The sequence below is a fragment of the Streptomyces sp. LZ34 genome (assembly GCF_053890475.1).
Genome location: NZ_CM132680.1, coordinates 10,948,320 through 10,972,835 on the forward strand (window position 1 = coordinate 10,948,320; position 24,516 = coordinate 10,972,835).

Annotated in this window: 18 protein-coding genes and 2 pseudogenes; 5 read left to right on the plus strand and 15 right to left on the minus strand. The window is 70.5% G+C overall.

Translation table 11 applies throughout. The annotated features are described in order from the left end of the window. Positions 1–453 precede the first annotated feature (453 nt). Both ACWY4P_RS47090 and ACWY4P_RS47095 read right to left on the minus strand, forming a co-directional pair. Complete coding sequence (locus ACWY4P_RS47090) at positions 454–1,512, minus strand: helix-turn-helix domain-containing protein (protein WP_456206950.1); 1,059 nt, start codon at positions 1,510–1,512, stop codon at positions 454–456. 550 nt (positions 1,513–2,062) lie between these two features. After that, the gene (locus tag ACWY4P_RS47095; protein WP_456206951.1) at positions 2,063–5,023 is read right to left on the minus strand and encodes an AfsR/SARP family transcriptional regulator; all 2,961 of its coding nucleotides are present in this window, start codon (positions 5,021–5,023) and stop codon (positions 2,063–2,065) included. Between the two features lie 170 nt (positions 5,024–5,193). On the opposite strand from ACWY4P_RS47095, the gene ACWY4P_RS47100 reads away from it, so the two are divergent. The 3 genes from ACWY4P_RS47100 to ACWY4P_RS47110 are packed head-to-tail and all read left to right on the plus strand — an operon-like array spanning position 5,194 to position 10,445. Further along, positions 5,194–6,102 carry a hypothetical protein gene (locus ACWY4P_RS47100; protein ID WP_456206952.1) on the plus strand — a complete coding sequence of 303 codons (909 nt, stop codon included), beginning with the start codon at positions 5,194–5,196 and terminating at the stop codon, positions 6,100–6,102. Positions 6,103–6,120: 18 nt separating this feature from the next. Continuing rightward, the gene (locus ACWY4P_RS47105; protein WP_456206953.1) at positions 6,121–8,337 is read left to right on the plus strand and encodes a protein kinase domain-containing protein; all 2,217 of its coding nucleotides are present in this window, start codon (positions 6,121–6,123) and stop codon (positions 8,335–8,337) included. Continuing rightward, entirely contained in the window at positions 8,334–10,445 is a 2,112-nt protein-coding gene (locus ACWY4P_RS47110; RefSeq protein WP_456206954.1) for an outer membrane protein assembly factor BamB family protein, read from the plus strand. The genes ACWY4P_RS47105 and ACWY4P_RS47110 overlap by 4 nt, the downstream gene beginning before the upstream one ends. Before the next feature lie 288 nt (positions 10,446–10,733). Here ACWY4P_RS47110 and ACWY4P_RS47115 read toward each other — a convergent pair whose 3' ends face one another. After that, positions 10,734–10,970: an NAD(P)-dependent oxidoreductase gene (locus tag ACWY4P_RS47115; protein WP_456206955.1), complete on the minus strand. Its 237-nt coding sequence runs from the start codon at positions 10,968–10,970 to the stop codon at positions 10,734–10,736. 2 nt (positions 10,971–10,972) lie between these two features. On the opposite strand from ACWY4P_RS47115, the pseudogene ACWY4P_RS47120 reads away from it, so the two are divergent. Beyond that, a pseudogene (locus ACWY4P_RS47120) lies at positions 10,973–11,113 on the plus strand (integrase core domain-containing protein); the annotation flags it as partial. A gap of 81 nt (positions 11,114–11,194) precedes the next feature. Here the strand turns inward: ACWY4P_RS47120 and ACWY4P_RS47125 are convergent. The 12 genes and pseudogenes from ACWY4P_RS47125 to ACWY4P_RS47180 form a co-directional block, all read right to left on the minus strand. Next, positions 11,195–11,265: pseudogene (locus tag ACWY4P_RS47125) on the minus strand (cell division protein SepF); the annotation flags it as partial. A 154-nt stretch (positions 11,266–11,419) separates the two neighbouring features. Then, positions 11,420–12,568, minus strand: coding sequence for a Glu/Leu/Phe/Val family dehydrogenase (locus ACWY4P_RS47130; RefSeq protein ID WP_456206956.1), 1,149 nt, complete (start codon positions 12,566–12,568; stop codon positions 11,420–11,422). Positions 12,569–12,843: 275 nt separating this feature from the next. Next, positions 12,844–13,776, minus strand: coding sequence for an ornithine cyclodeaminase family protein (locus tag ACWY4P_RS47135; RefSeq protein WP_456206957.1), 933 nt, complete (start codon positions 13,774–13,776; stop codon positions 12,844–12,846). Continuing rightward, on the minus strand, positions 13,773–14,900 hold the full coding sequence (locus ACWY4P_RS47140) for an aminotransferase class I/II-fold pyridoxal phosphate-dependent enzyme (protein WP_456206958.1): 1,128 nt from the start codon (positions 14,898–14,900) through the stop codon (positions 13,773–13,775). The genes ACWY4P_RS47135 and ACWY4P_RS47140 overlap by 4 nt, the downstream gene beginning before the upstream one ends. Positions 14,901–14,946: 46 nt before the next feature. After that, positions 14,947–15,936, minus strand: coding sequence for an aldo/keto reductase family protein (locus ACWY4P_RS47145; RefSeq protein WP_456206959.1), 990 nt, complete (start codon positions 15,934–15,936; stop codon positions 14,947–14,949). Then, complete coding sequence (locus ACWY4P_RS47150) at positions 15,933–18,020, minus strand: molybdopterin-containing oxidoreductase family protein (protein ID WP_456206960.1); 2,088 nt, start codon at positions 18,018–18,020, stop codon at positions 15,933–15,935. Before ACWY4P_RS47150 ends, ACWY4P_RS47145 begins: the two co-directional genes overlap by 4 nt. Continuing rightward, positions 18,017–18,943, minus strand: a complete 927-nt coding sequence (gene dapF / locus ACWY4P_RS47155; RefSeq protein ID WP_456206961.1) for a diaminopimelate epimerase — start codon at positions 18,941–18,943, stop codon at positions 18,017–18,019. Before dapF ends, ACWY4P_RS47150 begins: the two co-directional genes overlap by 4 nt. Before the next feature lie 20 nt (positions 18,944–18,963). Further along, a complete protein-coding gene (locus ACWY4P_RS47160; protein ID WP_456206962.1) occupies positions 18,964–19,665 on the minus strand; it encodes a 2OG-Fe dioxygenase family protein in 702 nt (233 codons plus the stop codon). An 18-nt stretch (positions 19,666–19,683) separates the two neighbouring features. Then, positions 19,684–20,739 carry an iron-containing redox enzyme family protein gene (locus tag ACWY4P_RS47165; RefSeq protein ID WP_456206963.1) on the minus strand — a complete coding sequence of 352 codons (1,056 nt, stop codon included), beginning with the start codon at positions 20,737–20,739 and terminating at the stop codon, positions 19,684–19,686. Positions 20,740–21,007: 268 nt separating this feature from the next. Continuing rightward, positions 21,008–22,021 carry a DMT family transporter gene (locus ACWY4P_RS47170; protein WP_456206964.1) on the minus strand — a complete coding sequence of 338 codons (1,014 nt, stop codon included), beginning with the start codon at positions 22,019–22,021 and terminating at the stop codon, positions 21,008–21,010. A gap of 506 nt (positions 22,022–22,527) precedes the next feature. Beyond that, a complete protein-coding gene (locus ACWY4P_RS47175) occupies positions 22,528–22,752 on the minus strand; it encodes a helix-turn-helix domain-containing protein (RefSeq protein ID WP_456213293.1) in 225 nt (74 codons plus the stop codon). Then, the gene (locus ACWY4P_RS47180; protein ID WP_456213294.1) at positions 22,647–23,357 is read right to left on the minus strand and encodes a type II toxin-antitoxin system RelE/ParE family toxin; all 711 of its coding nucleotides are present in this window, start codon (positions 23,355–23,357) and stop codon (positions 22,647–22,649) included. Before ACWY4P_RS47180 ends, ACWY4P_RS47175 begins: the two co-directional genes overlap by 106 nt. A gap of 143 nt (positions 23,358–23,500) precedes the next feature. Between ACWY4P_RS47180 and ACWY4P_RS47185 the strand changes: the two genes are divergently transcribed. Further along, a complete protein-coding gene (locus tag ACWY4P_RS47185; protein WP_456206965.1) occupies positions 23,501–24,424 on the plus strand; it encodes an alpha/beta fold hydrolase in 924 nt (307 codons plus the stop codon). The last annotated feature ends 92 nt before the right edge of the window (positions 24,425–24,516 follow it).

Sequence of the window (24,516 nt, forward strand, 5' to 3'; positions counted from 1 at the left end):
AACTGGGGGCGTGCGGGGCTACGCACTTCCGGCCGATCCTGTGTTGGGACAGGTACCGTCTTCGATGCCATTGGCCGCAGCGCGAGAGCCTTTGGCGGTGGCATCGGACGGAACCCCTCCCACGGCATGTCGGTGCCGACAGGAACTCGGTGTCCTGTTGACACTCCCTGATGAAGGGTGGCAGCACGGGCGTGACGAGACCGTCACTCCCTTGTTTCCGAAGCGTCTCCAGAAGGTCGGAGAAGCGGACGAGTGGGGATGCTGGCGGGTTCCGGACAAGGCCGCGGTCTTCCGCGCCCTGCGCGACTCTCCGTACAAGATGCCACCACTGACATTGCATCGTGGACGCCCCCCGCGGGCGCGTGGCGTGCCTGTACCCGCGGGGGGCGTCGGCGGATCAGAGACCCTCGTGGTGCGTCGTGGTGCGTCGGCGTCAGCAGCGACGCGTGGCCGTCATGACTGGCCCTTGGACATCAGCCGCCACTCGTGGTCGTCAGTGGGAGAGCACGTATAGATGCCCAGACGTGCGTCGTTGCCGCTGAAGTCGGGCTTCTCGCCCCAGACCTCCAGGCACCGCTGATCGCTGGCGTAGTTGTGGATCCAGAACGTCCGGTTGCCGCCCCGGTTCTCGACCCACCACAGCTGGTTGTCCTGGAGCGTGAGGTTGCAGTGGGTCTGGCTGAGCGCGGTCCTGCTCGGCTGGCTGCCGCGTTGGGGCAGGTCCAGGCACAGGCCGCTCTTCTTGTTCTTGATCACGACGAGATTGCGGCCGTTGGGTCCCTTGCCCTTCTGTGCCAGGACGAAGTCCCAGACCTGGTTGTCCGCGTCCCAGTCGTCCAGGCAGTCGTGCTGGAGGACCGCGCCGTCGAGTTTGCCCTTGCCCATGCCGGGCAGGTCCGCGCACCGGCCGGTCGTTACGTTCTTGAGCTGGAAGTTCGTACGCTGCTCCGGGGCGGCGATGGTGTTCCCGACGGCCGTCCGTTCACCGTCGTCGCCTCCGGAGAACGGCAGACTCGCGATGAGCGTGACGGTTCCCAGAGCGGCGGCCGCGGCGACGGAGGCGATGAGCGCGGTGCGGCGCCGGCGGGGGCGCGCGGGGGCGGGCGGCACGGCGCCGCTGACGACTGGTTCGTCATTTTCGCTCGGTTTGCGTGGTTCGCTGCTGGTGGATGCCGGCGCCATTCTCTCCGGGCCCGCCCCGCCCGGCCCCGTTCCCTCCAGCTCTGTTCCGTCCGGACCCGGCCCCCTGCGCGCCCGCGCCGCATCCGCCAGAATCCACCTCCGGTGCAGCTCGACCAGCTCCTCGCCGGTCGCCCGGCACACCCGGGCGAGCCGCTCAACCGGCGCGTAGTCGGCCGGCACCGCGCTGCCATTGCAGTAACGGTGCAGCGACGAGGTGCTCATGCCCAGCCGCTTGGCAAGTGCCCCATAGCTCAGCCCCGAGCGTTCCTTGAGCGCCCGCAGCAGCTCCGCGAACGCTTCCGCGTCCTCGGCGGGCCCGGTGGACCCCATCGACCCTGACACCGTTCCTCCCCTGCCCCGCGTGGCCCGCCGTGCCCCGTTCCCGCATTCCAGGCTCCCTGGATCTCTCCTGGTCAAAGCCCGTTTCCGCGTCCCAGCCTATCCAGTCGCCCGCCGTTCCTAGCGGCTGGGATGGATCACCCCACACACTCCGGTCGTCCAAGCACCCTGGACTGTGGGGCTCGAATAATCGTTGCTCGGGCGGTGCGCACGCTGTACAGCAAGGACACGATCACGGAAGACATCATCCCAGCGGACTGACCGCTACCCTGCCTACCTGCGGCGATGACCTTTCGAGCGGCACAGGCATGCGCACCGGCGGCGGCACAACTTACCGATCCCAGCACGCGCAGCGCCCGACCGATCATGCGGTCCCTTCCACTCATGCCGGCGCCGGGGAAAGTGGCGCGAGCCTGATAATGCCCTTGGGGACCCGTCTCCCGGACTGCCATGGGGTGTGCGAGGGCGCGACGCGCTACGCCGTAGGTCTGCTCCAGACCTACGGTCAAGAGGTCTGGAGCAGACCTGCGCGGGTGCGCCGCTACCTCGTGTTCGGGTCGTTCACGGACGCGGAGGAGGGACACCTCCGCTCCTCGGCTCCGGTCAGGGAGTGGGCGATGTGGAACTGCTGCCGTGCCTCGGCACTGCGGCCCGCCGCCGCGTAGGTGTTCCCGAGACGGCGGCGGACCTCCGCCTCCAGCGGCGTGCTTGTGTGCTCGGTGAGCGTGGACAGGGCCTCGTGGTGGAGGGCGACGGCCAGGCGCAGGTCTCCCTGACCTTGTTCCGCGGCGCCGAGCAGGGACAGGCTCCCCGCGAGCAGTTGCAGGTCCGCGACCTCCCGGGCCAGGTCGGCCGCCCGTCTCAGCAGGCTCCTGGCCTCCACGTGCCGCCCGAGCGCCAGGTGGGCCTCGGCGGCGAAGCCCAGGGTCTTGCTGATCATCCTGGGCCGGCCGATCTTCTCGGCGAAGGCAAGGGAGGTGGCGTAGTACGCGAGCGCCTCCTCGTGCCGCCCCTGTTGGTCGAAGATGGCGCCGAGGTTGCAGTTCGACATCCCGGCCAGCCAGTCGTCGCCGAGTCGGGCCGCGAGCTCCACCACCTTGCTGAGGTGGGCGACCGCCTCCGCGGTGCGGCCCATCGCCCGCTCCGTGGCGCCCAGCCCGGCGATCGCCCGGGCCTGCTCGCGCAGGTCGCCCTGGCGGCGGGCGAGGCGCAGCGCGTCGGCACTCCAGGCGTGCCCCTGTCGGAAGCGTCCCTGGTAGATGTCGGCGATGGCCATGCAGTTCCGCAGCGAGGAAGGCATCCGCTGGTCGGCGGCTACGTCCGCGCAGCGCAGCGCGACCTGCAGGGCCGCCCGGCACTCGTGGAAGCGGCCCTGACGGACCAGGTGGTCGACCAAGCTCTCGGCGATCCAGCAGGCCAGGTCATGTTCCCCGGCGGCGGCGTAGGCCACCACGTCGACCAGTTCACCGCCCGCGGCGTCCAGCCATGCGGCGGCGTCCAGCCAGCGGGGGAAGGGTGAGCCGGAGACGTCCGGGCCGGTCGGAAAACCCTCGGGACCCCAGTCGCTGGCGATCCGGCCGGCGGCTGTGTAGAGGTGCAGCACGGCGGCACGGTCCGCGGCGGCCTCTTCGGGCGCCGCGGCGGCGAGGCGGCGTGTGTGATCCCGTACGAGGTCGTGCAGCCGGTAGCGGCCGGGCTGCGGCTGCTGCAGCAGACTCGCGTCGACCAGGCGCTCCAGGAGATCCTCGGTGTCCTCGCGGGAACGGCCCAGCATGACGGCAGGGGTGAGCGGGTCGAATCCGGCGGTCGGCGAGAGGCCCAACGCGCGGAAAGCCCGCTGCAGTTCGGGCGCGAGCTGGTCGTACGACATCCGGAAGGCGGCCTCCACGCTGCGGTCATCGGCCCGCAGCTCGCCGAGCCGGCGCGCGTCGTCCGACATCCGGTCCACCAGGTGGGCCAGCGTCCAGGACGGGCGGTTCTGCAGCCGGGCCCCCGTGATCCGCAGCGCCAGGGGCAGACCGCCGCAGCGCTGGGCGAGTTCATGCGCGGCCTCTGGTTCCCGCTCGGCGCGCGCCTCACCCAGGAGGTGCGTGAGCAGCGTGACCGCCTCGCCCGTGCTGAGGGGCTCCGCGGTGAGCCGCAGGTCGGCGTCGAGTCCGGACAGACGCTGCCGGCTGGCCACCAGCACCCTGCTGCCCGGACCGGCGGGCAGCAGGGTGCGCACCTGCTCCGCGCTGCGGGCGTCGTCCACGACCAACAGCAGCCGCAGGGAGCTGGTGGCCGCGCGCCAGGCCGTGACCAACTCGTCCAGGTCGTCCGGCAGATCGCCGTCGGCGCCCTTGGCGGCGCGCAGCAGCCGGTGCAGTGCCCGCTGCGGGCGGAGGCTCTCGTGTGCGGCGCTGTGCGCGTGCAGGTCCACGAACAGGCAGCCGTCCGGGTACTGGTCGCGGAGCGTCCAGGCGGCGCGGACCACCAGCGCGGTCTTGCCAACGCCCGCCGTGCCGTCTACGGCCGCCACCGACACGGCCCCGTCGGGCACGGGCGCGGTGAGCAGGGCGAGTTCCGCCTCGCGGCCGACGAGGCAGGCGGTGTCGCCGGGGAGTTCGTTCCGCCGCGCCGGGGGTTGATGGGGTGCGGGCGCCGACCCGGCCGCGCGCTGCCGCGCCGCCTGGCCGAGCAGCAGCAGGTCGTCCCGGCGCAGGACGCCCTGGTGTACCCGGCGCAGTTCCTCACCGGGCTCCACCCCCAGTTCGCCGAGGAGCCGATCCCGTGTCTCCTGGTAAGCGGTGAGCGCCTCGGCCTGCCGGCCGCTGCCGTACAGCGCGCGCATCCGCAGGGCGGCGAGCGGCTCGTCGTACGGCTCCGCCGTGGGCGCGGCCATGAGGTCGTCCAGGGCATCCGTATAGCGGCCGAGGAGCACCAGGCACTCCACCCGCTGTTCGTGGAGTGTGCGCCGCTGCTGGGCAAGACGCTGCCGCGCCGTGTCTGCGAATGGTCCCGGCAGGCCGGGCAGCGGCTCGCCGCGGAACAGCCGCAGGGCTCGGGTGCAGTGGTCGAGGGCGGTGGCGGGTTCGCCCGCGGCCTTCGCGCGCCGGGCACCGACGGCCTGTTCGGCCAGCTGACCGATGTCCGTCCGCGCGCGGCCCGGCACGAAGCGGTAGCCGCCGTGCTCGCCGCGGATCAACGACTCGGCAGGCCGGGCTCCGGGCACGTCCAGTGCCTTGCGCAGCGGGTAGACGTAGCTCGGCAGGACCCGGCGGCCCGTCCCCGGGGGCTCGGTTCCCCATACGTCATCGAGCAGTTGCTGGTGGGTGACCAGTGTCTCCGTACGCAGGATCAGCGCGGCCAGCACCGCCTGCCGTCGTACGGGGCCGATGTCAATCGGCGTCCCGCCCCGGCGGGCTCTGACCGGGCCGAGCAGGTCGATCCGCAGCCGTCCCGTCGCCTCTGCCGAATCCGCTCCCGAATCCGCCGGAACCGCGCCTACCTCGATGTCCCCCATGGTCCCGCAGTCCCCCAAGTCCCTTGCTTCAGCAAGATTTCATCGGCATTGCATCGCCTTCCGAAAGGGTTTTGCAAGTTGTGCCGGGCCCCGGTGCGCCTTCGCTCCGGCCCGGTCGACGGGACGGGCCCTGCCGGTCCCGATGGCGAGAACGGAAAGCGAGCTACCCCGTGAGTAAGACCCCGCGGTCGGACCCCCGGCAGGGCTCCGGCGAGACCGGCCCCACCCAGCCGCTCCCTCAGGGAATGCCGGGGTGGGGTCCTGCGGCGCAGGCTCCGGGGCAGGTGCCGCCCCCGTCGGGCCAGGCACCGCCTCCGGTCCCGCCCCGGTCGCCGGGCACGCCTTCGGCCTGGTCACAGCCGGTCCCGGCGACGCCGCCGCTAAGCGGTGGCCCGGGCTCGGGGCGGCCGCGCGGCGCCCGTACGCGGCCCTGGCTGATCGGTGGCGGTGCGGCCATCGCCGTGGCCGCGATCGTCGGTGTGGCCATCGCCATGTCAGGGGGTGACGGCGAAAGCGCTGCTGAGGGGAAGCAGTCCGGCGCTCCGGGCGGCGCAGCCAAGCCGCAGGCGCCGACGGCGGGGAAATCGTTCACCAAGGTGCCCGAAGGGTGCCGGCTGATCAAGGCGTCCACCATCGCGCGCATCGCACCGGGAACCGAGTGCAAGCCGTCGCAGTTCGACAACGCCACCATGGCAGCGATGATCACCAGGATGCCGAGCTGGGACACGCCGTTCGGCTCGGGCGGCGGGCAGCTGCGCCTGGAGGTGAACCTCACGGTCGGCCCGTCGGCGAGTGGCATGTTCGACGTGCACAAGAAGAGCGCCCTCGGGGCCTTGAAGAAGGTGCGCACGATCACCGACTCCCGGTCGCTCAGCGGGCTCGGCGAGGACGCCTACGTCGTGCATGGTGTGGACAAGGATCCCTTCGACCTGGCGGAGGCTCAGGTGATCGTCCGTGAGGGCAATGCCGAGTTCACTGTGAGCCTCTCCTACGACACCAGGGACTCCGGCAGGAACCAGCAGCAGGCCGAGGACGCCGTCGTCGCCGCCGCGCGCGACGTACTCGGTTCGCTGAGCTGACCCGCGTCCACGATCACGGTGCACACACCGGCGCACGGCGGCAGCGACCCCACGGTCCCGCAGCCGCACACGAAAGTCTTCCAGTCGCACCCGACGGTCCCGCAGCCGCAGGGCCCGGGCCGGATCGGCCCCTACGAGGTCTTCCAGCTCCTGGGCGAAGGCGGCATGGGCCGGGTCTTCCTCGCCAGATCACCGGGATCGCGCCTGGTCGCCCTGAAGGTCATCCGGCCCGAGTACGCCGAGACGCCGAACTTCCGCGGGCGTTTCCGACGCGAGGCCGACGCCGCTCGGAGGGTCAGCGGGTTCTACACCCCGCCGGTGCTCGACGCGGATGCCGACGCCCCGCAGCCCTGGCTGGCCACCGCGTACATCCCCGCGCCGTCCCTGCATGATGTCGTGCGCCACTTCGGCGTGCTGCCCGAGCCGGCCCTGCGGGCCCTGGGCACCGGCCTCGCCGAGGCGCTGCTCGCGATCCACGCCGCCGGAATCGTCCACCGCGACCTCAAGCCCGGCAACGTACTCGTGGCAGAAGACGGGCCCCGTGTCATCGACTTCGGCCTCAGCCGGGCGGCGGACGCGACGCAGGTCACCCGGACGGACGCCGTGATCGGGACGCCCGGGTTCATGGCCCCCGAGCAGATCGTGTCGAGCCGCGAGGCCGGACCGGCGGCCGACGTCTTCTCCCTCGGCTGCGTCCTGGTCTTCGCGGCCACCGGCCGGGGCCCCTTTGGCACCGGAAACACGGCCGAGATCCTCTACCGGGCCGTCCACGCCCCGCCACTGCTGGACGGCGTACCCGAAGCGCTGCGTCCGCTGGTCGCGGCCTGCCTGGACAAGGCCCCCACCCGCAGGCCGCCCACCGGCGCGGTGCTGGCCGCGCTCGGCCCCGCCGAACCGTCCGCGCTGCTCACACCGGGCCTGCGGGACGACCTCGCCACACGCGAGGCGCACGCCGCCGTCCTGGTGGCCGCACCCCCCATGCCCGTGACCTCGCTGACCACGGCGGACCCGAGCAGGCCGAGCCGCCGCCGCTTCGTGTGGATCACCGTGGCCGGTGGCACCGCAGCGGTGGCCGCGGGCGCCGCGGTCGTGGCCGGGCGGCGGTCGGAGCCCGGCCGCACCCCGGGCCGCGGCGGTGGCGCGGGCACCACGGTCCGGCCCCGGGCCAAGGTGCCCGCGGGCCCAAAGCCGCGGTGGTCGAGCCCGCTGCGGCAGGTGGAGAACGGCCAACTACGTCTTCTCGGCTCCACGTTGGTGCATTGGGACAAGCAGACCGCCATCGCCTACGACACCACGACCGGAAAGGAACGCTGGACGGCCAAGGCCCGCATACCGTCCGACGCCTCCAGCGGGCCGGACTGGCTCACGGTCCGGGGCTCGACGCTGTTCGGAACAGCCTGGGCGGGTGAGCGCGGCTACCTGCTCGGTGTGGACGCCAAGGGTGACCTGAAGTTCACCCACACGGTCACCGAGCAGAAGGACACGGAGTCGTACGCCGACCAAGTCCAGGACGTCCTCTGCGTCGCCGGCTCAGTCGCCGTCGTCAGCACCAGCGGCAATCAGGGCTACAGCGTGTGCGCCGTGGACCTCGCCGAGGGGTCGGTGCTCTGGTCCCGCACGGTGAACGGCTCCGACTTCCAGGCCATCGCCGACGGCCGCCATTGCTTTTTGCAGGACAACGGCAACGTCCACAGAATCGAACTGCGTTCCGGCGAGGTCCGCTGGACGGTCCGAGACGTCATCAAGCCCGGCGCCTACCCGAGACTGGCCACCGACGGCAACGCGCTGCTGGTCACCCACGTCAAGGTGCGCGCGTTGAGCACTGCCGACGGTGGCGACCTGTGGACCGCCGTCAACGAGACGACGAACCTGAGCCCCACCACAGTCCAGGGCAACCGGGCCTACGTCGCGGACGGCCAGGGCACCGTCTTCGCCCTCGACCTGCGCCACGGCAGCCAGCTGTGGCACACCCCGAGTCCGCTGCCCCTCGACCCCTGGAGCGCACGCGCCCAGGGCCCCTCCGTCACCGAGTCCCTGGTGGCGCTCTCCCTGTTCGGCGCCGACACCCCGGGCTTCATCGTCCTGCGCGCCTCGGACGGCAAACCGCTGTGGGCGCACCAGGCATCCGGGGCCGAAGCCAGGAACAAGAAGTCCTGGTCGGTGCAGGCCTCCGGCACGACCGTCTACGCCGCGTCCGACACCGCCCTCTACGCCTTCCGGAGCCCCACCCCATGACCACGCAGGGCGACGCCATCACACACATCGGACCGTACCGGGTGATCCGGGAACTCGGCGCGGGTGGCATGGGCCGCGTCCATCTGGCCGCGTCGCGCAGCGGCCGTGCCGTCGCCGTCAAGGTCGTACGCCCCGAACTGGCCGCCGATCCCGGCTTCCGGCGGCGCTTCAAGGCCGAGGTGGACGCCGCCCGCGCGGTCGGCGGCGCCTTCACCGCGCCCGTCGTCGACGCCGACCCCGAGGGGCCGCAACCGTGGCTCGCCACCGCGTACATCCCCGGCCCCTCGCTCACCGACGCCATCGGGGCCCACGGGCCCATGCCCGAGGCCACCCTGCGCGTGTTCGGCGCGGGCCTGGCCGAGGCGCTGGCCGCCATCCACCGCGCCGGACTGGTCCACCGCGACCTCAAGCCGTCCAACATCCTGCTCACCGCCGACGGGCCCAGAGTCATCGACTTCGGCATCAGCCGGGCCGTCGACGGGACCGTGCTCACCGCAGAAGGCCAGATCATCGGGTCGCCCGGCTTCATGTCGCCCGAACAGTCGACGGGAGCCGAGCTCACCCCCGCCAGCGACGTGTTCGCGCTCGGCGCCGTGCTTGCCTTCGCCGCCACCGGCGCCCTGCCCTTCGGCACCGGCGCGGCGCACGCACTGCTCTACCGCGCCGCCCACGAGGAACCGGAGCTGGACGGCGTCCCGCAGGCCCTGCTCGGCATCGTCACCGCCTGCCTCGACAAGGACCCCGCCCGGCGTCCGACCGTCGCGCAACTGCAGGGCCGGCTGCGCCCGGCGACCACCGCGGGCTGGCTCGGCGCGGTCGAGCTGCAGGTGACCGCGGCGCAGCGCAGCCTGCGCGAGGAGGTGCGCACTCCGCTGCTCAGCAGGCGCCGGGTGCTGGCCGGCGGCGCGGTGCTCGCCGTCGCCGCGGCGGCCACGGGCACCGCGCTGATCCTCCGGTCGCGCGACGGGGACGCGACCGCCATCCCCGAACTCTCCTGGACCACGGACCTCCCGCAGCCCGGCATGTCCCTCCTCTCGGTGACACCGTCCACCCTGCTGTGCGCCGGGGAGACCTCGGGGGTCTGCGTCGACCGGGCCAGCGGCAAGCCCCTGTGGAAGGACCTCAGCGGCCAGAACACCGACGTCATCGCCGACAACAAGCGGGTCTACACCGTACGCACCGACGGGAAGGTCCACGCGTTCGACGGCCGCTCCGGGAAGGAGCTGTGGACCGCGTCCCCGACCGGGGCCAGCGCGCCGGAGATCGAGTTCGGAGACGGCCCGCTGCTCGTGACCAGAAGCAACGGGCGCCTCCATGGCATCGACGCGGCTACCGGTGAGGTGCGGTGGCAGACGCCGGACATGGGCGGACCCACGGTCGTCGGCGCCACCCGGGCCGGCCATCTGATCGTCTGGGGCCGCGCGTCGAACACGTCCACGACCGCGATCCTCAACGGATACACCGCCATCGCGTCGGACACGGGCGACCGCCTGTGGTCCAAGGACCTCGTCACCCTCTATCCGCCGTCCGAGGGCGAGGTGCTCTACGCCATCGACGGCGATATGCGGCTGCTCGCCCTCAAGCCGGCCGACGGCGACACGCTCTGGAGCAAGCCCACCGGTCTCCCACCGACGAACAGTGCGATCCTCGGCTGGCAAGGATCCCTGGAGCTGCGCCAGGGGGCCCTGTTCTGCTACCCGGCCACCGGAGCCGCCGGCGCGACCGGCGGGCTGCTCGCCGCCTTCGACCCAAAGACGGGCAAGACCCTGTGGAGCGTGCGGACCGCGGCCCGGGGGATGCGGGGCTACGACCGGTCCGGTGACACCGTCTGCTACCTCGACCAGGTCCTGCACGCCGTCGACGCCCAGACCGGGGCGAAGCGCTGGACGGCAGGCTCCGGCCTCGGTGAGCTGCAGTTCCTGGGCGCCCTACGCGACCTCTTCCTCCTCGCGGGAGAGAAAGGGCTCTACGGCTTCGACGCCGGCACCGGCCAACAGGTCTGGCACCACCCCGTCAGCGGTGGCTCCGGCTCCTGGTCGGCGTTCCCCACCGACGACCACGTCTTCGCCAGCTGGTCCGGCAAGCTCTTCTGCTTCTCGGTGTCCTAAAGGTCTATCGGCGCTACCGGGCCGTACTGAAGACCGACCTGCCAAGCCCTGAGGGGTGTCTTTACTGCCGTACGGTGGCTGACCAGGTGCTTTGCGAGCACCAGAGCGTGGGCATGATCACTGATCGTGGGCCTGTGAGTGCTTTACTTGATCTTCCGCCGGCTGCTGGGCTGCTTCCTCCTGTTGGGCCGTTCGGCTGCCGCTCGACCTGCCGGAGAAGCACGGCGACCTTATGACGAAGTGCGTAATGACACCCTTCAGGTGTCCGGGCTGGAGCAGGTGTATGAGTCAGTAGAACTCGACGGTGTCGACGGTGTTGATGAGAGGCTGGTGCTCGAAAATCCGTCGCGCGTTGGCGACAAACAGGTCGATGATGCGTTTGCCCTCGTCGATCGTCAGGGCCGCCGTGTGCGGGCTGATGAGAACGTTGGGCTGGTTCCAGAGAGCGTCGTCTGGTGACAGCGGTTCATTGGCGACTACGTCAAGCGCCGCGAAGCCGAGGTGTCCGGTCTGCAGCGCTTGCACCAGTGCGGACCGGCAACGGCACAGCCGTCATCCCGACACCGCCGCAAAGCCCCCGGTCCAACGCGTTCGCGGAACGATGGATACGCACAGCCCGCGCCGAATGCACCGACCGCCTCCTCATCACCGGCGAACGACACCTGCGCACGGTCCTCGACCAGTACGCCGAGCACTACAACGCGGGACGGGCCCACCGCAGCCTCGGTCTGATCGGAATGTTGACACCCTTCAGGCGCCGCCCGCGGCCCGGTCAGGACGGCCATGCGTCGCTGCCACGCAGTGGGACAACCTCGGCCAAGCCCTCCTACTGCTCTTCGGTGGGATCACTGGATGCTTCACGGGATGTGCGCACCCCGCGAGTGTAGGGACCATCAGGCCGAAGACCGCAGGATCGCCACGCATTCGAGTGATGTGTCGAACGGATTGGCCAGACATCGGCAGGACAGCGGTGCTCAGGCGAGAGGAATCCGTCCCCTGCTCCGCATCGCGGTGCGGACGCGTTCTTCGGCCAGGGTGCGGCCCGCGGTGTGCGGGGTGGTCTCCCGTCGCCGGGCTTCGTCGAGGACGGTGACGGTGTTGGCTCGCAGTCTGGTCGAGATCGTTTCGAAGATGGTGGTGGTGTCGGGACGGAAGCCGGAGTAGCGGGAGTCCATGGCGAAGGCTGCTGCGACGACGCCTCCGGCGTTGGCGACGAAATCGGGGATCACGGCGATGCCGCGCTCGGCGAGAAGGAACTGGGCTTCAGGGGACGTGGGCAGATTCGCGCCTTCGACGACGAGCCGGGCCTTGATGTGCTGCGCGGTGGTGCGACAGATGACGTCCTGCAGGGCGGCGGGCACGAGGATGTCGCAGTCCACGGTGAGCTCGCTGCCAAGGGGCAGGGGGGTGCCGTGGTAGTGGCGGGTGACGAAGCGGTCGCCGTGCTCGTCGCGGGCCGCAAGGAGGTCCGCGACGTCGAGGCCGGTCGGGTTGTGCAAGGCGCCGTGGGCTGTGGAGACCGCTACGACGGTGGCGCCGAGTTCCGCGAAACGCTGGGCGGCCGCGCTGCCGACGGCGCCGAAGCCCTGGATGGCGACGCGGGAACCGGCCAGGGGCAGTCCCAGGTGCTGGGCCGCGGCGTCGGTGGCCTCGGCGACGCCGTAGCCGGTGACGCCGAGTTTGTCGTAGGCGACGCCGCCGAGGTGTTCGGGGGTGCCGACGGCGGCGCCTCGGTCACCGAGTTCGTCCTGGATGATGGCGGCGTCGCTCTCGGTCAGCCCCATGTCCAGGCCCATCACGTACTCGCGGGGGACCTCGTTGGACAGTGCGCGGGCGAACGCGCGCAGGATCGCTTCCTTGTCGCGGGAGGCGGGGTCGGCGGCGATGCCTGCTTTGGCGCCGCCGTAGAAGAGGTCGACGCCGGCCCACTTCCAGGTCATGACGCGGGCCAGGCGGGCCACTTCGCCGACGGTCACGGTGGGGCTCATCCGGGTACCGCCCTTGCCCACACCCCGGGCGGTGTTGTCGATGACCAGGACACCTTTCATGCCGGTGCGTCGGTGGGAGACGACGACGATCTTCTCGGGGCCCCAGTCGTCGACGAGGGAAAGTGCATCAGTCACGGAAGGTCCTTGTCAGCAGAGATGTCAGCAGAGGTTCAGGCCGGGGAGGCGTTGGCCGGGGGTAGTACGCGGGCGATGAGCTGTGCGACATGTGTGCCGGTGCGGTCGGTCTGCTGGGCGATCTGGGTGCGGCAGCTGAAGCCGTCGGCGAGGATGTACGTGTCCGGGGCGGCCGCGCGTACAGCGGGCAGCAGGCCCGGTTCCTCACGCTTGGCGGCGACGCATCGTGACCCGATGGCCGGGGACGTCGTCAGGTTCCGGTCACCTTCGCGCGCTCACGGGGACCCGTCGACGGCGGCAGCGGCCACCACCAGGTCCTGCCACGCCATGCCCATGCCCTTGAACAGCTTCGGCCGCCGGGGCGCGACGTCCACGGCTCCGCGCACGAGTTCGGACAGGTTGCCCGCGATCACCCCGGTGTCGACGTCGCCCGAGCGCAGGGGGATCAGGAGGTCGCCCGCCTCACGCAGCGCCGCGGTGCGCGCCTCGACGATGACGGTGGCGCGGGCGACGAGGGCGCCGTCCACCTCGCGGGCCGTCGGTTCGTGCGCTCCCATCGCCACGACGACCGCGTGGTCCGCGACCGCCGCGGCGGGGAACAGCGGCGTCCGCGCCGTCGTACAGCAGGCGACCACGTCGGCGGTCGCCACGGCCTGCGGTGGGACGGCCTCCGCGGGCAGACCCGCCGACCGGCAGCGCTCGACCAGTTCGGCCGTCTGCTCCGGACGGCGCGCGACGACTCCGACCGAGGAGATGGGGCGTACGGCCCTGACCGCCTCCACGTGGCCCCATGCCTGCGGTCCGGCTCCGAAGACGACGAGCCGTTCGGCGTCTGCGGCCGCCAGGTGGTCCACGGCCACGGCGGAGACCGCGGGCGTCCGCAGCAGGGTCAGGGCGGAGCCGTCGATCAGGGCTGTCGGGCAGAGCGTGGCCGCGTCCATGAGGAGGTAGGAGGCGACGATGCGCGGCAGGCCGCGGGCGGGGTTGTCGGGCGCGACCGCGGCGAGCTTCACCCCGACGTACGAGGACGACGTGGCGGGCATCAGCAGGAGCTGGCCCGCCTGGACGTCGAGTACGGTGCGCGGGACGTCCGCTTCGGGGTCCAGCCCGGCGCGCAGGGCCCGGTCCAGTGCCGCGATTGCCCGTGGCATGGGCAGGCGGCGCGCCAGTTCCTCGGCGTCGATCAGGGGCAGTTTTGTGGGGTTCACGCGCTCAGTTCCTTCAGGACGTGCGAGGTCTTCTCCAGCGCCGCCGCCAACTGGGCCGGTTCTTGCCCGTAGGTGAACCGTAGGTGGTGCTCGGTTCCGAAGTGGGCCCCGGCGCCGACCAGCACCTTGCCGCGGGCGTGCAGGGCCTCGGCGACGTCGGTGCTGGGCAGGTCCAGGTGGTAGCGGACGAACGCCAGGGAGGTGGCCTGGGGCGGCACGACCGAGAGCAGGTGGTCATGGGAGTCGATCCACTGCTGCATCTGGGTCCAGCTCTCGCGCAGGAAGCCGCGGTAGCGGTCGAGCAGCCGGACGCAGGTGGGCGGCGCGAGCGCCAGTTCCGCCAGCGCCATCGCCGTCCCGGCCGCGGAGAGGGTGGCGTACTCGTGCCGTTGGCGGAGCTGCGGGAGGAGCGCGGGTGGTGCGATCAGCCAGCCGAGGCGCAGCCCCGGCATGCCGAACGCCTTGGAGAGGCTGCCGACGCACACGACGCGGTCGTAGCGGCCCCAGAAGGTGGGGCTGAGCTCGTCGGTGTGGAGTTCGGTGCCGCGGTGGACCTCGTCGGAGAGGATCCAGGCGCCGACCCGGTCGGCGACGGAGACGATCGCTCGTATCTCCTCTTCGGTCAGGACGGTGCCCGCCGGGTTGTTGGGGGTTGTCAGCACGATGGCCCGGGTGTTCGGGCGGACCGCGCGGGCCAGGGCGTCGACGTCGGGTCGCCAGCCGCGCTCCGGGTCCAGGGGGACGTCGTCGACGTCGGCGCCCCGGTTCTGGGCCGCACCCCAGACCTGGCGGTAGCCGGGTGACATCGTCACTACGTGGTCCCCGGGGCGGACGAGGGTGTCGACAGCGACTGTGTTGGCCTCGGCCGCCCCGACGGTGACGATGACCTCCGATGCGTGGTCGGTGCTCCCGGCGTGCCAATGGGCGATCTGCGCGCGCAGGTGGTCGGTGCCGCACGTCGGCGGGTAGCTCAGCTCGCTGTCGAGGAATCGGCTCAGCGCCTGTTCGTCGTCGACCAGCTCGCGCAGCCGGATCGGTCGACAGCCGCTGTCGGCCAGGCTGTATGTGACGGTGGCTCCCCGCTTCTGCAGCCACTCGAGCAGTTCGAACGGGAGGAAGGTCATGGATGTCTCCAGGTGCTCGGCGGAATGGAGGCGGGAAGGGCGGGCTCTATTCGGCGCTGTCCACCTTGGCGGGATCGCGTTCGACGACCGGGCCGAGGACGGTGTCGATGCGCTGCATTACCGCCGGGTCGATGCGGACGCCCGCCGCCTTCGCGCTGTCACAGACCTGCTCCGGCCGGGAGGCGCCCACGATGGCCGCGGCGACGTTCGGGTTCTGGAGCGTCCAGGCGACGGCGAGCTGGGCCGGGGTCAGGTCCAGCTCCCGAGCGATGGGGGCCAGCTGCTGCACCCGCTCCAGCACCTCGTCGCGCAGGAAGGTCTTCACCCAGCGGGCACCCGCCTCGTCCGTGGCGCGCGATCCCGCGGGCGGCGGCCGTCCGGGCAGGTACTTGCCGGTGAGCACGCCTTGGGCGAGGGGTGACCAGACGATCTGGCTGAGCCCTTCCCGTTCGCACAGGGGTACGATCTCCGGTTCGATGACGCGCCAGAGCATCGAGTACTGGGGCTGGTTGGAGACGAACCGTTCCAGGCCGAGTTCGCCGGTGAGCTTCACGGCCCGGGCGATCTGGTCGGCGGTCCACTCCGAGACGCCGATGTAGAGGACCTTGCCCTGCCGCACGAGGTCGTCGAAAGTCCTGAGCGTCTCCTCCAGCGGAGTGCGCTCGTCGAAGCGGTGTGCCTGGTACAGGTCGACGTAGTCGGTCCCGAGCCTGGTCAGCGAGCCGTTGACGGCCTCGGTGATGTGCTTGCGGGACAGGCCGCCGTCGTTCGGTCCGGGGCCGGTCGGGAAGAACACCTTGGTCGAGATCACCAGGGACTCGCGGCGCCGGCCCTGCAGCGCCTTGCCGAGCACGGCCTCGGCGGCCGTGCCCGCGTACATGTCGGCCGTGTCGAAGGTGGTGATGCCGGCGTCCAATGCCGCGTGCACGCACTCCGTGGCCTGGCCGTCGTCGATCTGGGCGCCGTGTGTGACCCAGTTGCCGTAGGCGATCTCACTGACCTGGAGCCCGCTGCGGCCCAGTCGTCGGAACTTCATCCGCCGTCCTCACTGCTGTCGTCCTCGCTCCGGGCAAGGGGCGTGATCCGTACGCGGTTGTCGTGGAAGACCGCTCCGCCGCCCATGTCCGCGTCCCGTTCGTCGACGGTGGCGTTGGGGCCGGAGCCGCCGGTGAACTTGAGCCAGTGGCCCTTCGTCGTCATGGCGACTCCCGGGCGCACCACGTCGTCGATCCTGGCCAGGGCTTCGAAGGCGCCCCGTTCGTTGCTGATCCGAACGCGGTCGCCGGCTGCAATGCCGCTCGCCGCGGCGTCCTCCGGGTGCAGTACGACATACGGCGGGCCGGCCCGGCGGCGCAGTTCGGGTTTGTTCCCGAAGACGGTGTTCAGGAAGAAGTGGTTCGCGACGGAGAGGAGGACGAGGGGCAAGGACCGCGCCCGTTCGGCGTCGTCGGTCTCGCTCGCCGGAACGTATCCGGCCACGGCGTCGTGGCCATCCGCCCGGGCGGTCTCCGAGACGAACTCCAGCTTCCCCGAAGGGGTGGGGAATCCGGTCGCGAAGGGCACGAATGTGTCCGGGTAGGCGAGCCGGGCCCATCCCTTGGTGCGCAGCGTGTCGACGGTGATACCGGCCAAGGACGGGTGCGGGGAGTCGAGGAGTTCGCTCGCCAACTCTTCGTCGCCGGCGTAGAGCGCGGGTTCCGTCAGCTCCATGGCCCGGGCCAGGCGTCGGAAGGTCTCGGTGGTGGACAGGCACTCCCCTGGCGGAGCGACCGCCGGTTCGTTCCAGTTGACGTACAGGTGGCCGTAGCCGTCGTGCACGTCCAGGTGCTCGGTTTGCATGGTGGCGGGCAGCAGGATGTCGGCGTAGTCAGCGGTGTCGGTCTGGAAGTGGTCCATGACCACGGTGAAGAGGTCTTCGCGGGCGAGGCCGCGGCGGATCCGATTCTGGTCGGGGGAGCTGGCCAGCGGGTTGGCGCCGTAGACGACCAGTGCTTCGACGGGCGGATCGTCCACCTCCAGCAGTCCTTCGGCCAGCCGCGTCATGGACAGGGTGCGCACGGGGTGGCGCAGCAGGTCGTCCCGGTAGAGGGCTTCGCGGTTCGCGCCGAAGTAGCCGTCGGTCGAGTAGAGCAGTCCGCCGCCGGGCCGCTGCCAGTCCCCGGTGACGGCGGGCAGGCAGGCAAGGGTCCGCAGGGCGGCGCCGCCGCCGGCGTGGCGCTGGATGCCCTGCGACACCCCCAGGGCGGTGGGCCTGCTGCGGGCGATGCGCCGGCCGAGTCGGACGATCTCCTCCTCGGTCACGCCCGTCTCCCGCGCCGTGCGTTCGGGATCGAACTCCAGCACCCGCTTCCGGAACACCTCCCACCCCACGGTGCGGGCGGCCAGGTACTCCCGGTCCTCGGCGCCCTCTTGGAGCACGACGTACAGCAGGCCCAGGGCGAGCGCGGCGTCCGAGCCCGGGAGGGGCGCGATGTGTTCGTCGGCCTGGGCCGCCGAACGGCTGCGGATCGGGTCGATGACGACGACGTGTGCGCCGTTCCTGCGCGCGCGTTGGATCACCTTCCACAGGTGGTGGCGGCTGGTGAGGGGATTGCTCCCCCACAGCAGGACCAGCCGGGAGTACGCCAGGCTCTCCGGGTCGATCCCCGTACTGACGCCGAGGGTGTACCGGAGGCCGGCGAGACCGGCGATGGAGCAGATCGTCATGTCGTGGCGCGAGGCACCCAAGACGTTCCACAGCCGGCTGCCGGCGCGCCCCTGGAGCCCCTGGAGGAAGCCGAGGGTGCCGGTGCCCTGGTACGGCCAGATCGCCTCGCCGCCGTGGCGTTCGATTGTCTGCTTCAGCCGCTGGGCGATCTCGTCGAGGGCGCTGTCCCAGCTGATGCGCTCGAACCGGCCCTCCCCCTTGCGACCGACGCGCCGCAGGGGGTGGAGCAGCCGGTCGGGGGCGCGGGTGTGCTCCAGGAACTGGTTGACCTTCACACACAGGGTGCCCCGGGTGTAAGGGTGTTCCGGGGTGCCGCGCAGCGCAACGGCTTCGCCGTCCCGGACCGTCACCTGCCAGCTACAGGCGTCCGCGCAGTCCAGCGGGCACGCCCCGGGGACCTGTGTGACGTTCATGTGCCCCTCCTTCCCGACGGCTCGTCGAGCATCGTGCCCCGCTGGGCCAGTTCCTTGAGCAGGGACCGTGAGAGCACTCCTGTCATCACCTCCTGCGCGGTGCCGGCCGAGCTGATCCGGCCGTCCCGCGCCACGCTCACGTCGACCTCGCCACCGGGCATGCGGACCGTCACGTCGGGGCCGACGAGGCCGCGTGCGCGTGCCACGGCCGCCGCGGCGCACGCGCCGCTGCCCGACGCGGGTACGGGGCCGGCGACCCGCTCCCAGACCGCAATGTCCAGCGTGCGGTCGTCGTGGACACGCACGAACTCCACGTTGGTGCCCTCGGGGTGGCGGGGGTGCCAGGCCAGGGCGGGGCCCAGGCGCTGCACCAGCTCACCGTCGATCGCGTCGCTGAGGACGACGGTGTGGGGAACGCCGAGGTGCAGGTCGGTGACGGTGACCTCGTCGCCCGGTCCGGCGCCTGCCAGCGGGACGACGGTGGTTGCCGCGCCACCGTCGTCCGTGCCCCCGCCGGTGGTGAAGCGCGCCCGACCCATGCCCACGGACACCCGCCCGTCGGTGACGTCCGTGATCCGGACCTCCGCGTCGCCGCCGGGCGTGCGTACGGTGAACGGTGTCCCCGTACGCCACTCCTGCACGTAGTGCTCGCCGAGGTACAGCGCGAACATGCGCAGCCCGTTGCCGCTCATCCCGCACTCGCTGCCGTCCGCGTTGAAGATGCGCAGCGGTGCGGCGGTGCCGGGCCGGGGCGTATCCAGCGGTCCGAAGAGCAGTCCGTCGGCGCCGACTCCGCGGTGCCGGTCACAGAGCAGCCGGACGGCCTCGGGGACGGGCTCCGTGCCCAGGGCCGTACCTCCGCCTCGGGGGTCGACGATCAGGTAGTCGTTGCCGAGCGCCTGGTACTTCACGAAGTCGCCCATGAACCGGCCGCCGCGGCGGGTCAGTTCAGCGGGCGGTCGGCGAGGGCCGCCGCTTCGTACTCCTCGCCGTACCACCCTTTTTCCCAGGTGGAGTAGGCGACGATCACGATGTCCCGGTGGCCGGGGCCGCCGTCGGCGGAGGTGACGTCGGTGGCTTCGTGCTTGATCGCCTTGTCGTCCAACAGGACGGCCTGCCCCGCCGCCAGTGTGCCCGTCCAGACCGGCGCGTCGGCGTCCGGCAGCCACAGGCGGGTCTCGCCTCCGGCGACGTTGTTCCGCCGCAGCACGGCGATCATGATGTACTCGTGTCCGTCGCTATGCACGCCCTCCGGGGTTATCGGTGCGCAGCGCTCGCTTTCGGCCCTGCTGCGGTTCTGGTGGATGTTGATCTGCCAGTCATGGCTGCGGTCCAGATCGAGCGCGTCCGCGCCGATGGTGACCAGCGGGGTGAAGTCGACCTCGATCGGCTCGTAGGGGCGGCGGATGCCGCCGGCCACGTTGTTGTACCTTTTGGAGATGATGTAGTCGCGCTGCGGCAGCTTCTCGTAGATCCAGCCCCGGTCGCTTCCGGGCTCCGGCGACAGCTGGTACTGAGTGAACCGCTTGTAGCGTGTGCCGTTGCCCATGAACGGGTCGAGCGGGACGTTGTCGTAGCTGTCCAACGTCTCCGGTGTCGCCGGAGGCAAGTCGATGATCGAGAACCCCTGAGAGCCGATTGCCATGGCACTGAGCCCTTCCTGTCAGACCGGTCGGTGGGTGGCGAGATCGGGCATGCGTTCGTCGAGGTAGCGGGCGGAGGAGTTGAGCCGCCACAGTGTTCCTCGGGCGATCGCCCGCCGCATGCGCTCGGAGGTGGCGGCGGGGACGACCACGTTGTGGAACCAGCCGGCTGCGTGCCGGGAGTCGACGGTGATGTGCAGCTTGTGGTACACGATGCCGACGTCGGGCAGCCCGAGCCGTTCCCAGGCGTGCACGACGTGGACGAAGCGCTCGGGCGCCAGCCATTCGGTCATCCCGAGGAATCCGACGGCTTCCGGATACAGGTGCCGGTACCGGCACAGGAGCACGGCGAGGTTTCCCGACAGCAGGGCGTTGGCGGTGAGTGACCGCTCCAGTTCCTGGGCGGGAATATCGAAGACCCGGAAGATCTGATTGAAGAGATGGGTGTGCACCTGCGAAGGGTCACCATTTCCCATCTCGTCCCAGAAGTTTTCGGCGATCTCCATCTTCGCGTCGCCGCTGGTACCGACCTGCATCGTGGCGAGAAGATCGTCGAATCGACCGTCAACGACCGATTCCTGGATCACGTAGTTCCGTAGATCGTCCGCCGTGGCATGATGGCGGATGAATTCCCGGTAGTACGGGTGCTTGTACACGCGGTGTTCACGCGCGGACTTCTTCAACCAGGACAGGTACGCGGACGGCTCGGTGGGTGCCGCGTCGAGTGCGCCCGACTCCAGCTCGGCGTCCTCGGCGGCCGCGGTGGCCTGCTCCAGCAGGCGAAGCACCTCGTGGACGAACGTGGAGCCTTCGGCAGTGGGTCCCTCGGGGAGCTGGGTGGAGAGCCCGTAGATACGGGAGAGCAACAGTTGCTGGCCGTAGAACGCCGTCGGATCACCGGCTGCCGACCGTGCGTTGAGATCACTGACGGCCGCCCGTAACGCCGCCCGTTCAGCGATGGTCACTGATGCGTCGAGATCTTCTGCCGGACGTTTCAGCAGCGAGGAGACTTCCTCTACCACCGGATAGGCGTCCACACCTGATTTCTGATCTAGTAAGTGAGCTTCTGTACTCACACCGCCTCCTGCCGTATGTCGGATCCCCATGCCAATGGCATGGCCACCCATGAAAACCTAATGCCCAGTCATCTCAGGAGCCACATCGCATTGGGAGGTTGGCGAGAAGGTAGGGGTTGACACACCTTGTATGGGGATGCGATCGCGGCGAAATGACATGGCGCAACACTCATCGACGAACCCGACGAACCTGATGAACCCCACGAAAGGGCAACGGGCGGTGGGCCGAAGGGGCCCACCGCCCAGGTGCATTACCGCGCCCGCGCGATCACTCCTCGGTCCGTGTGGACGGCTGGGGAGCGTGCCTGGCGCGGCCCCGGTCCGGGTCAGGACTCCTTCGGGAGCGCGGTTGTCCGGATCCCTCGCGGGCCGCGAGGAAGAGCACAGCGAAGAGCAGCAGGGCCGTGCCGGTGAGGGCGATCGCGTTCAGCCGCTCGCCGAAGACCAGGACGCCGATGGCCGCCGCAGTGAGCGGATCGACCAGGGCGACCACGGAGGCCGTGGTCGCCCGGACCACCCGGAGGCCGATGAAGAGCAGGATGTACGCCAGCGCCGTCGGCACCGCCCCCAGATAGAGGATCAGGCCAAGGGTCCACGCCGGCCGGTCCATGTCGGGCACCAAGCCCTCCCACACGGCCATCGGTAGGAGACAGAGCATGCCCACGGTGAAGCCGGGCAGCGTGGACTCGAAGGCGCCACTGGCGTTGTCCCGCCCGGCGAAGCGGCCCAGCAGGGTCACACCCGCGTAGCCGGCGGCGGAGAGCAGTGCGTATCCGATGCCCAGGAGGGGATTGGGACCGGTGCTCCCCTCGGCTCCCCCCATCAGCAGCGCCAGGCCGGCAACGCCGCTCACCACCGCGGCAGTTCCGGCGGCGCCGGTGCGCTCGCCCAGGGTCAACCGGGCGCCGGCGGCCACCAGTACCGGGCCCGAGCCCAGGGTCGCCACTGTGCCCACGGCCAGTCCGGCCTGCTGCACGGAGGCGAAGTAAGCGGACTGGGCCACCGCCATCCCGAAGCCCGTGATCAGGGCCCGCCTGGGGTTCGCCGCGAACATCGCGCGCAGCGAGGACACCGTTTCGGGCCGCCTGGCCCGCCAGACGGAGTGGGCCGCCAGGAGCAGCCCGAGTCCGGTCAGGAACCGCCAGAAGGAAACAGCGACGGGACCGATCCCGCCGACGTCGTACATTTCGGTGGCCACAGCACCGCCGGTGCCCCAGGCCGTGGCCGCGATCGCGACGTAAAGGGCGCCCCGCCACACGGGCAGGGCGGAAGAGGACTGCAAAGGAGGTCTCCTCGGTCGATTGCCAACACGAAGTCTTCGTGGGCAACCCACGCAGCAACCCCGGCATCCCGGGACGGCTGTGTGACTGCCCGCCTCAGGCGGCGGGCGGCGGAGGCGTCATCAGCAGATACATGCGGGCATCCTACCGGCGGGAGATGCAGGTGTCCCGGGATGCGCTGCATCCGGCCGGATACGGTCGATCTGGCCGCAGACAGCGGCCGCGGCCTCGCTGACCTCGGCCAGCGGCGGCGGGCCCACCAGCGAAAGGCTCCGAGCCGTCGGCCGACATCGGACCGCACTCGACAGCCTGAACCGGCAGGCCCCGGCGCCGCATCCGCTGATCATGTGACTTACAGCGAGCGCCGTCACGGCACGGGGAGAAACGATGGGGAGGGGCGGGACGGGTGGCGTTCCTGACCGACGAACAACGCCGTGCCGCCTGCTGCCGGCGCGACGCCTTCGCTGCCCGGGTCGCCCCGAGGTGGTCATGTTGCTGGGGCTTGTGGTCAGGCTGCGTGGCCGATGGTGATGTGGAGGGGCCGGCCCAGGGCGGTTGCCACGCGCAGCAGGGTGCGGGTGGAGGGGAGGGTGAGGCTGGTTTCCGGGCGGGCGATGGCGGGCTGGGTCATTCCGGCGCGGCGGGCGAGTTCGGTCTGGGACCAGCCCAGTTCGGTGCGGCGCTGGTAGACGGTGCGGCCGATTTCGATGGCCAGCCCGGTTTCGTCGTAGATCTGCTGAGCCTGGGGGGTGAGACCGGTCTCCTCGTCGGCCAGTTCCTTGGCACGGCGGGTCTTCCACGCGGAGTCTTGTGGAAGACGGTCAGCATGACGATGCGCCGGGCGGGGGCGAGCCAGTAGGTGATGCGTTGTTCGCGGCGGTGCAGGGAGAACCGTAGTTCGCGTAGCTTGCCGCCCAGGTGGCGGGTCTGGGGTTCGCCGAGTGTCTCGGCGTGGTCGGCGAGGAAGTCGGCCGGCTTCATCACGCGCAGGTAGTCGGCGGGTGGGAGCGAGTCCAGCCACTGCTGGACTTCTGCTTCAAGGCCGGTGTCGACGAGGATCGCGTGTCGGCCCCGCGACGCGAAACCGAGAGTTGTCGCACGCTGAGGGAACAAGTGCCGGCCCCAGATGAGTGGGGCAGGTCTTCGGTGACGAGGTCCTCGCCACCGCCATTGTGCTGGAGCCCGTCGGCGATCGCCGACGGGCTCCAGGTCCGGCCCACGGCCGTCGAGGGCACGAGCACCTGCTCTACGACGTGAAGGGTCGAGACCGCCGGCAGAGCCGATTCGCGATTCCGGCGATGATGTCATCTCGTTCGGCTCACCTACTTGCCGCCACATGGGATTACGGTCATAATTTAATCGTCGACGTGATGCCGAGGGGCTCGACCGCTCACGGTTCCGACTCCCACGGCCTTTGAGCGTCGACCCCGCAGACTGCAGCCGCGGCCGGGAGGTGCAGGTAGCCGCTCTGTGCCCCCTCCATGAAGGAGGGGCCGGCGCGCGCTCGCAGAAACCCCCACACCGAAGGACGCGCGACCGTGAATGATTCACAAGAAGTACGAGGCGACGTGGTGACGTCGTACAAGAACGCACCGACCCGCACCACCATCGCCGGGGGAGTGACCTTCGCCTATCGCGAGCTCGGTCCCCAGTCCGGCGTCCCGGTGGTCTTTCTCACCCACCTCGCCGCGGTCCTCGACAACTGGGACCCTCGGGTCGTCGACGGCATCGCAGCCAAGCGCCGGGTCATCACGTTCGACAACAGGGGCGTCGGCGCTTCCACTGGTTCGACGCCGCGCGCCATCCAGGCGATGGCGAAGGATGCCGTCACCTTCATCCGGGCGCTCGGGTTCGAGTACGTCGATCTTCATGGCTTCTCGATGGGCGGCATGATCGCCCAGGTGATCGCGCAGACCGAACCGCAACTCGTCCGCAAGCTGATCCTCACGGGTACCGGTCCTGCGGGCGGCGAGGGCATCAAGAACGTGACCCGGTTGTCCCATCTCGACACCGTCCGAGGACTGCTCACCTTTCAGGACCCGAAGCAGTTCCTCTTCTTCACCCGCACCGCCAACGGGCGTCGGGCCGGGAAGGAGTTCCTGGCCCGGCTGAAGGAGCGCACCCACGACCGGGACGAGGCGATCTCCCTCAGGTCGTATGGTGCCCAGCTCAAGGCGATTCACCGCTGGGGGCTGGAGCAGCCCCACGATCTCTCCGTTGTCCACCAGCCTGTACTCGTTGCAAACGGTGAGAGCGACAGGATGGTTCCGTCGAAGAACTCGGCCGACCTGGCGCGGCGAGTGCCGAATGGTGAGCTGGTGATCTATCCCGATGCCGGTCACGGCGGCATCTTCCAGTTCCATCGGCAGTTCGTGGAGACGGCTCTCACGTTCCTCGAACGGTGATAGGCGCGAAGTGCGGCCGTTGCTTGTGCGGATCTTCCAGCTCTTCAGCCGGGCGAAGACGTGGTCGACGGTCACGCCTGCCTCTCGGCTGG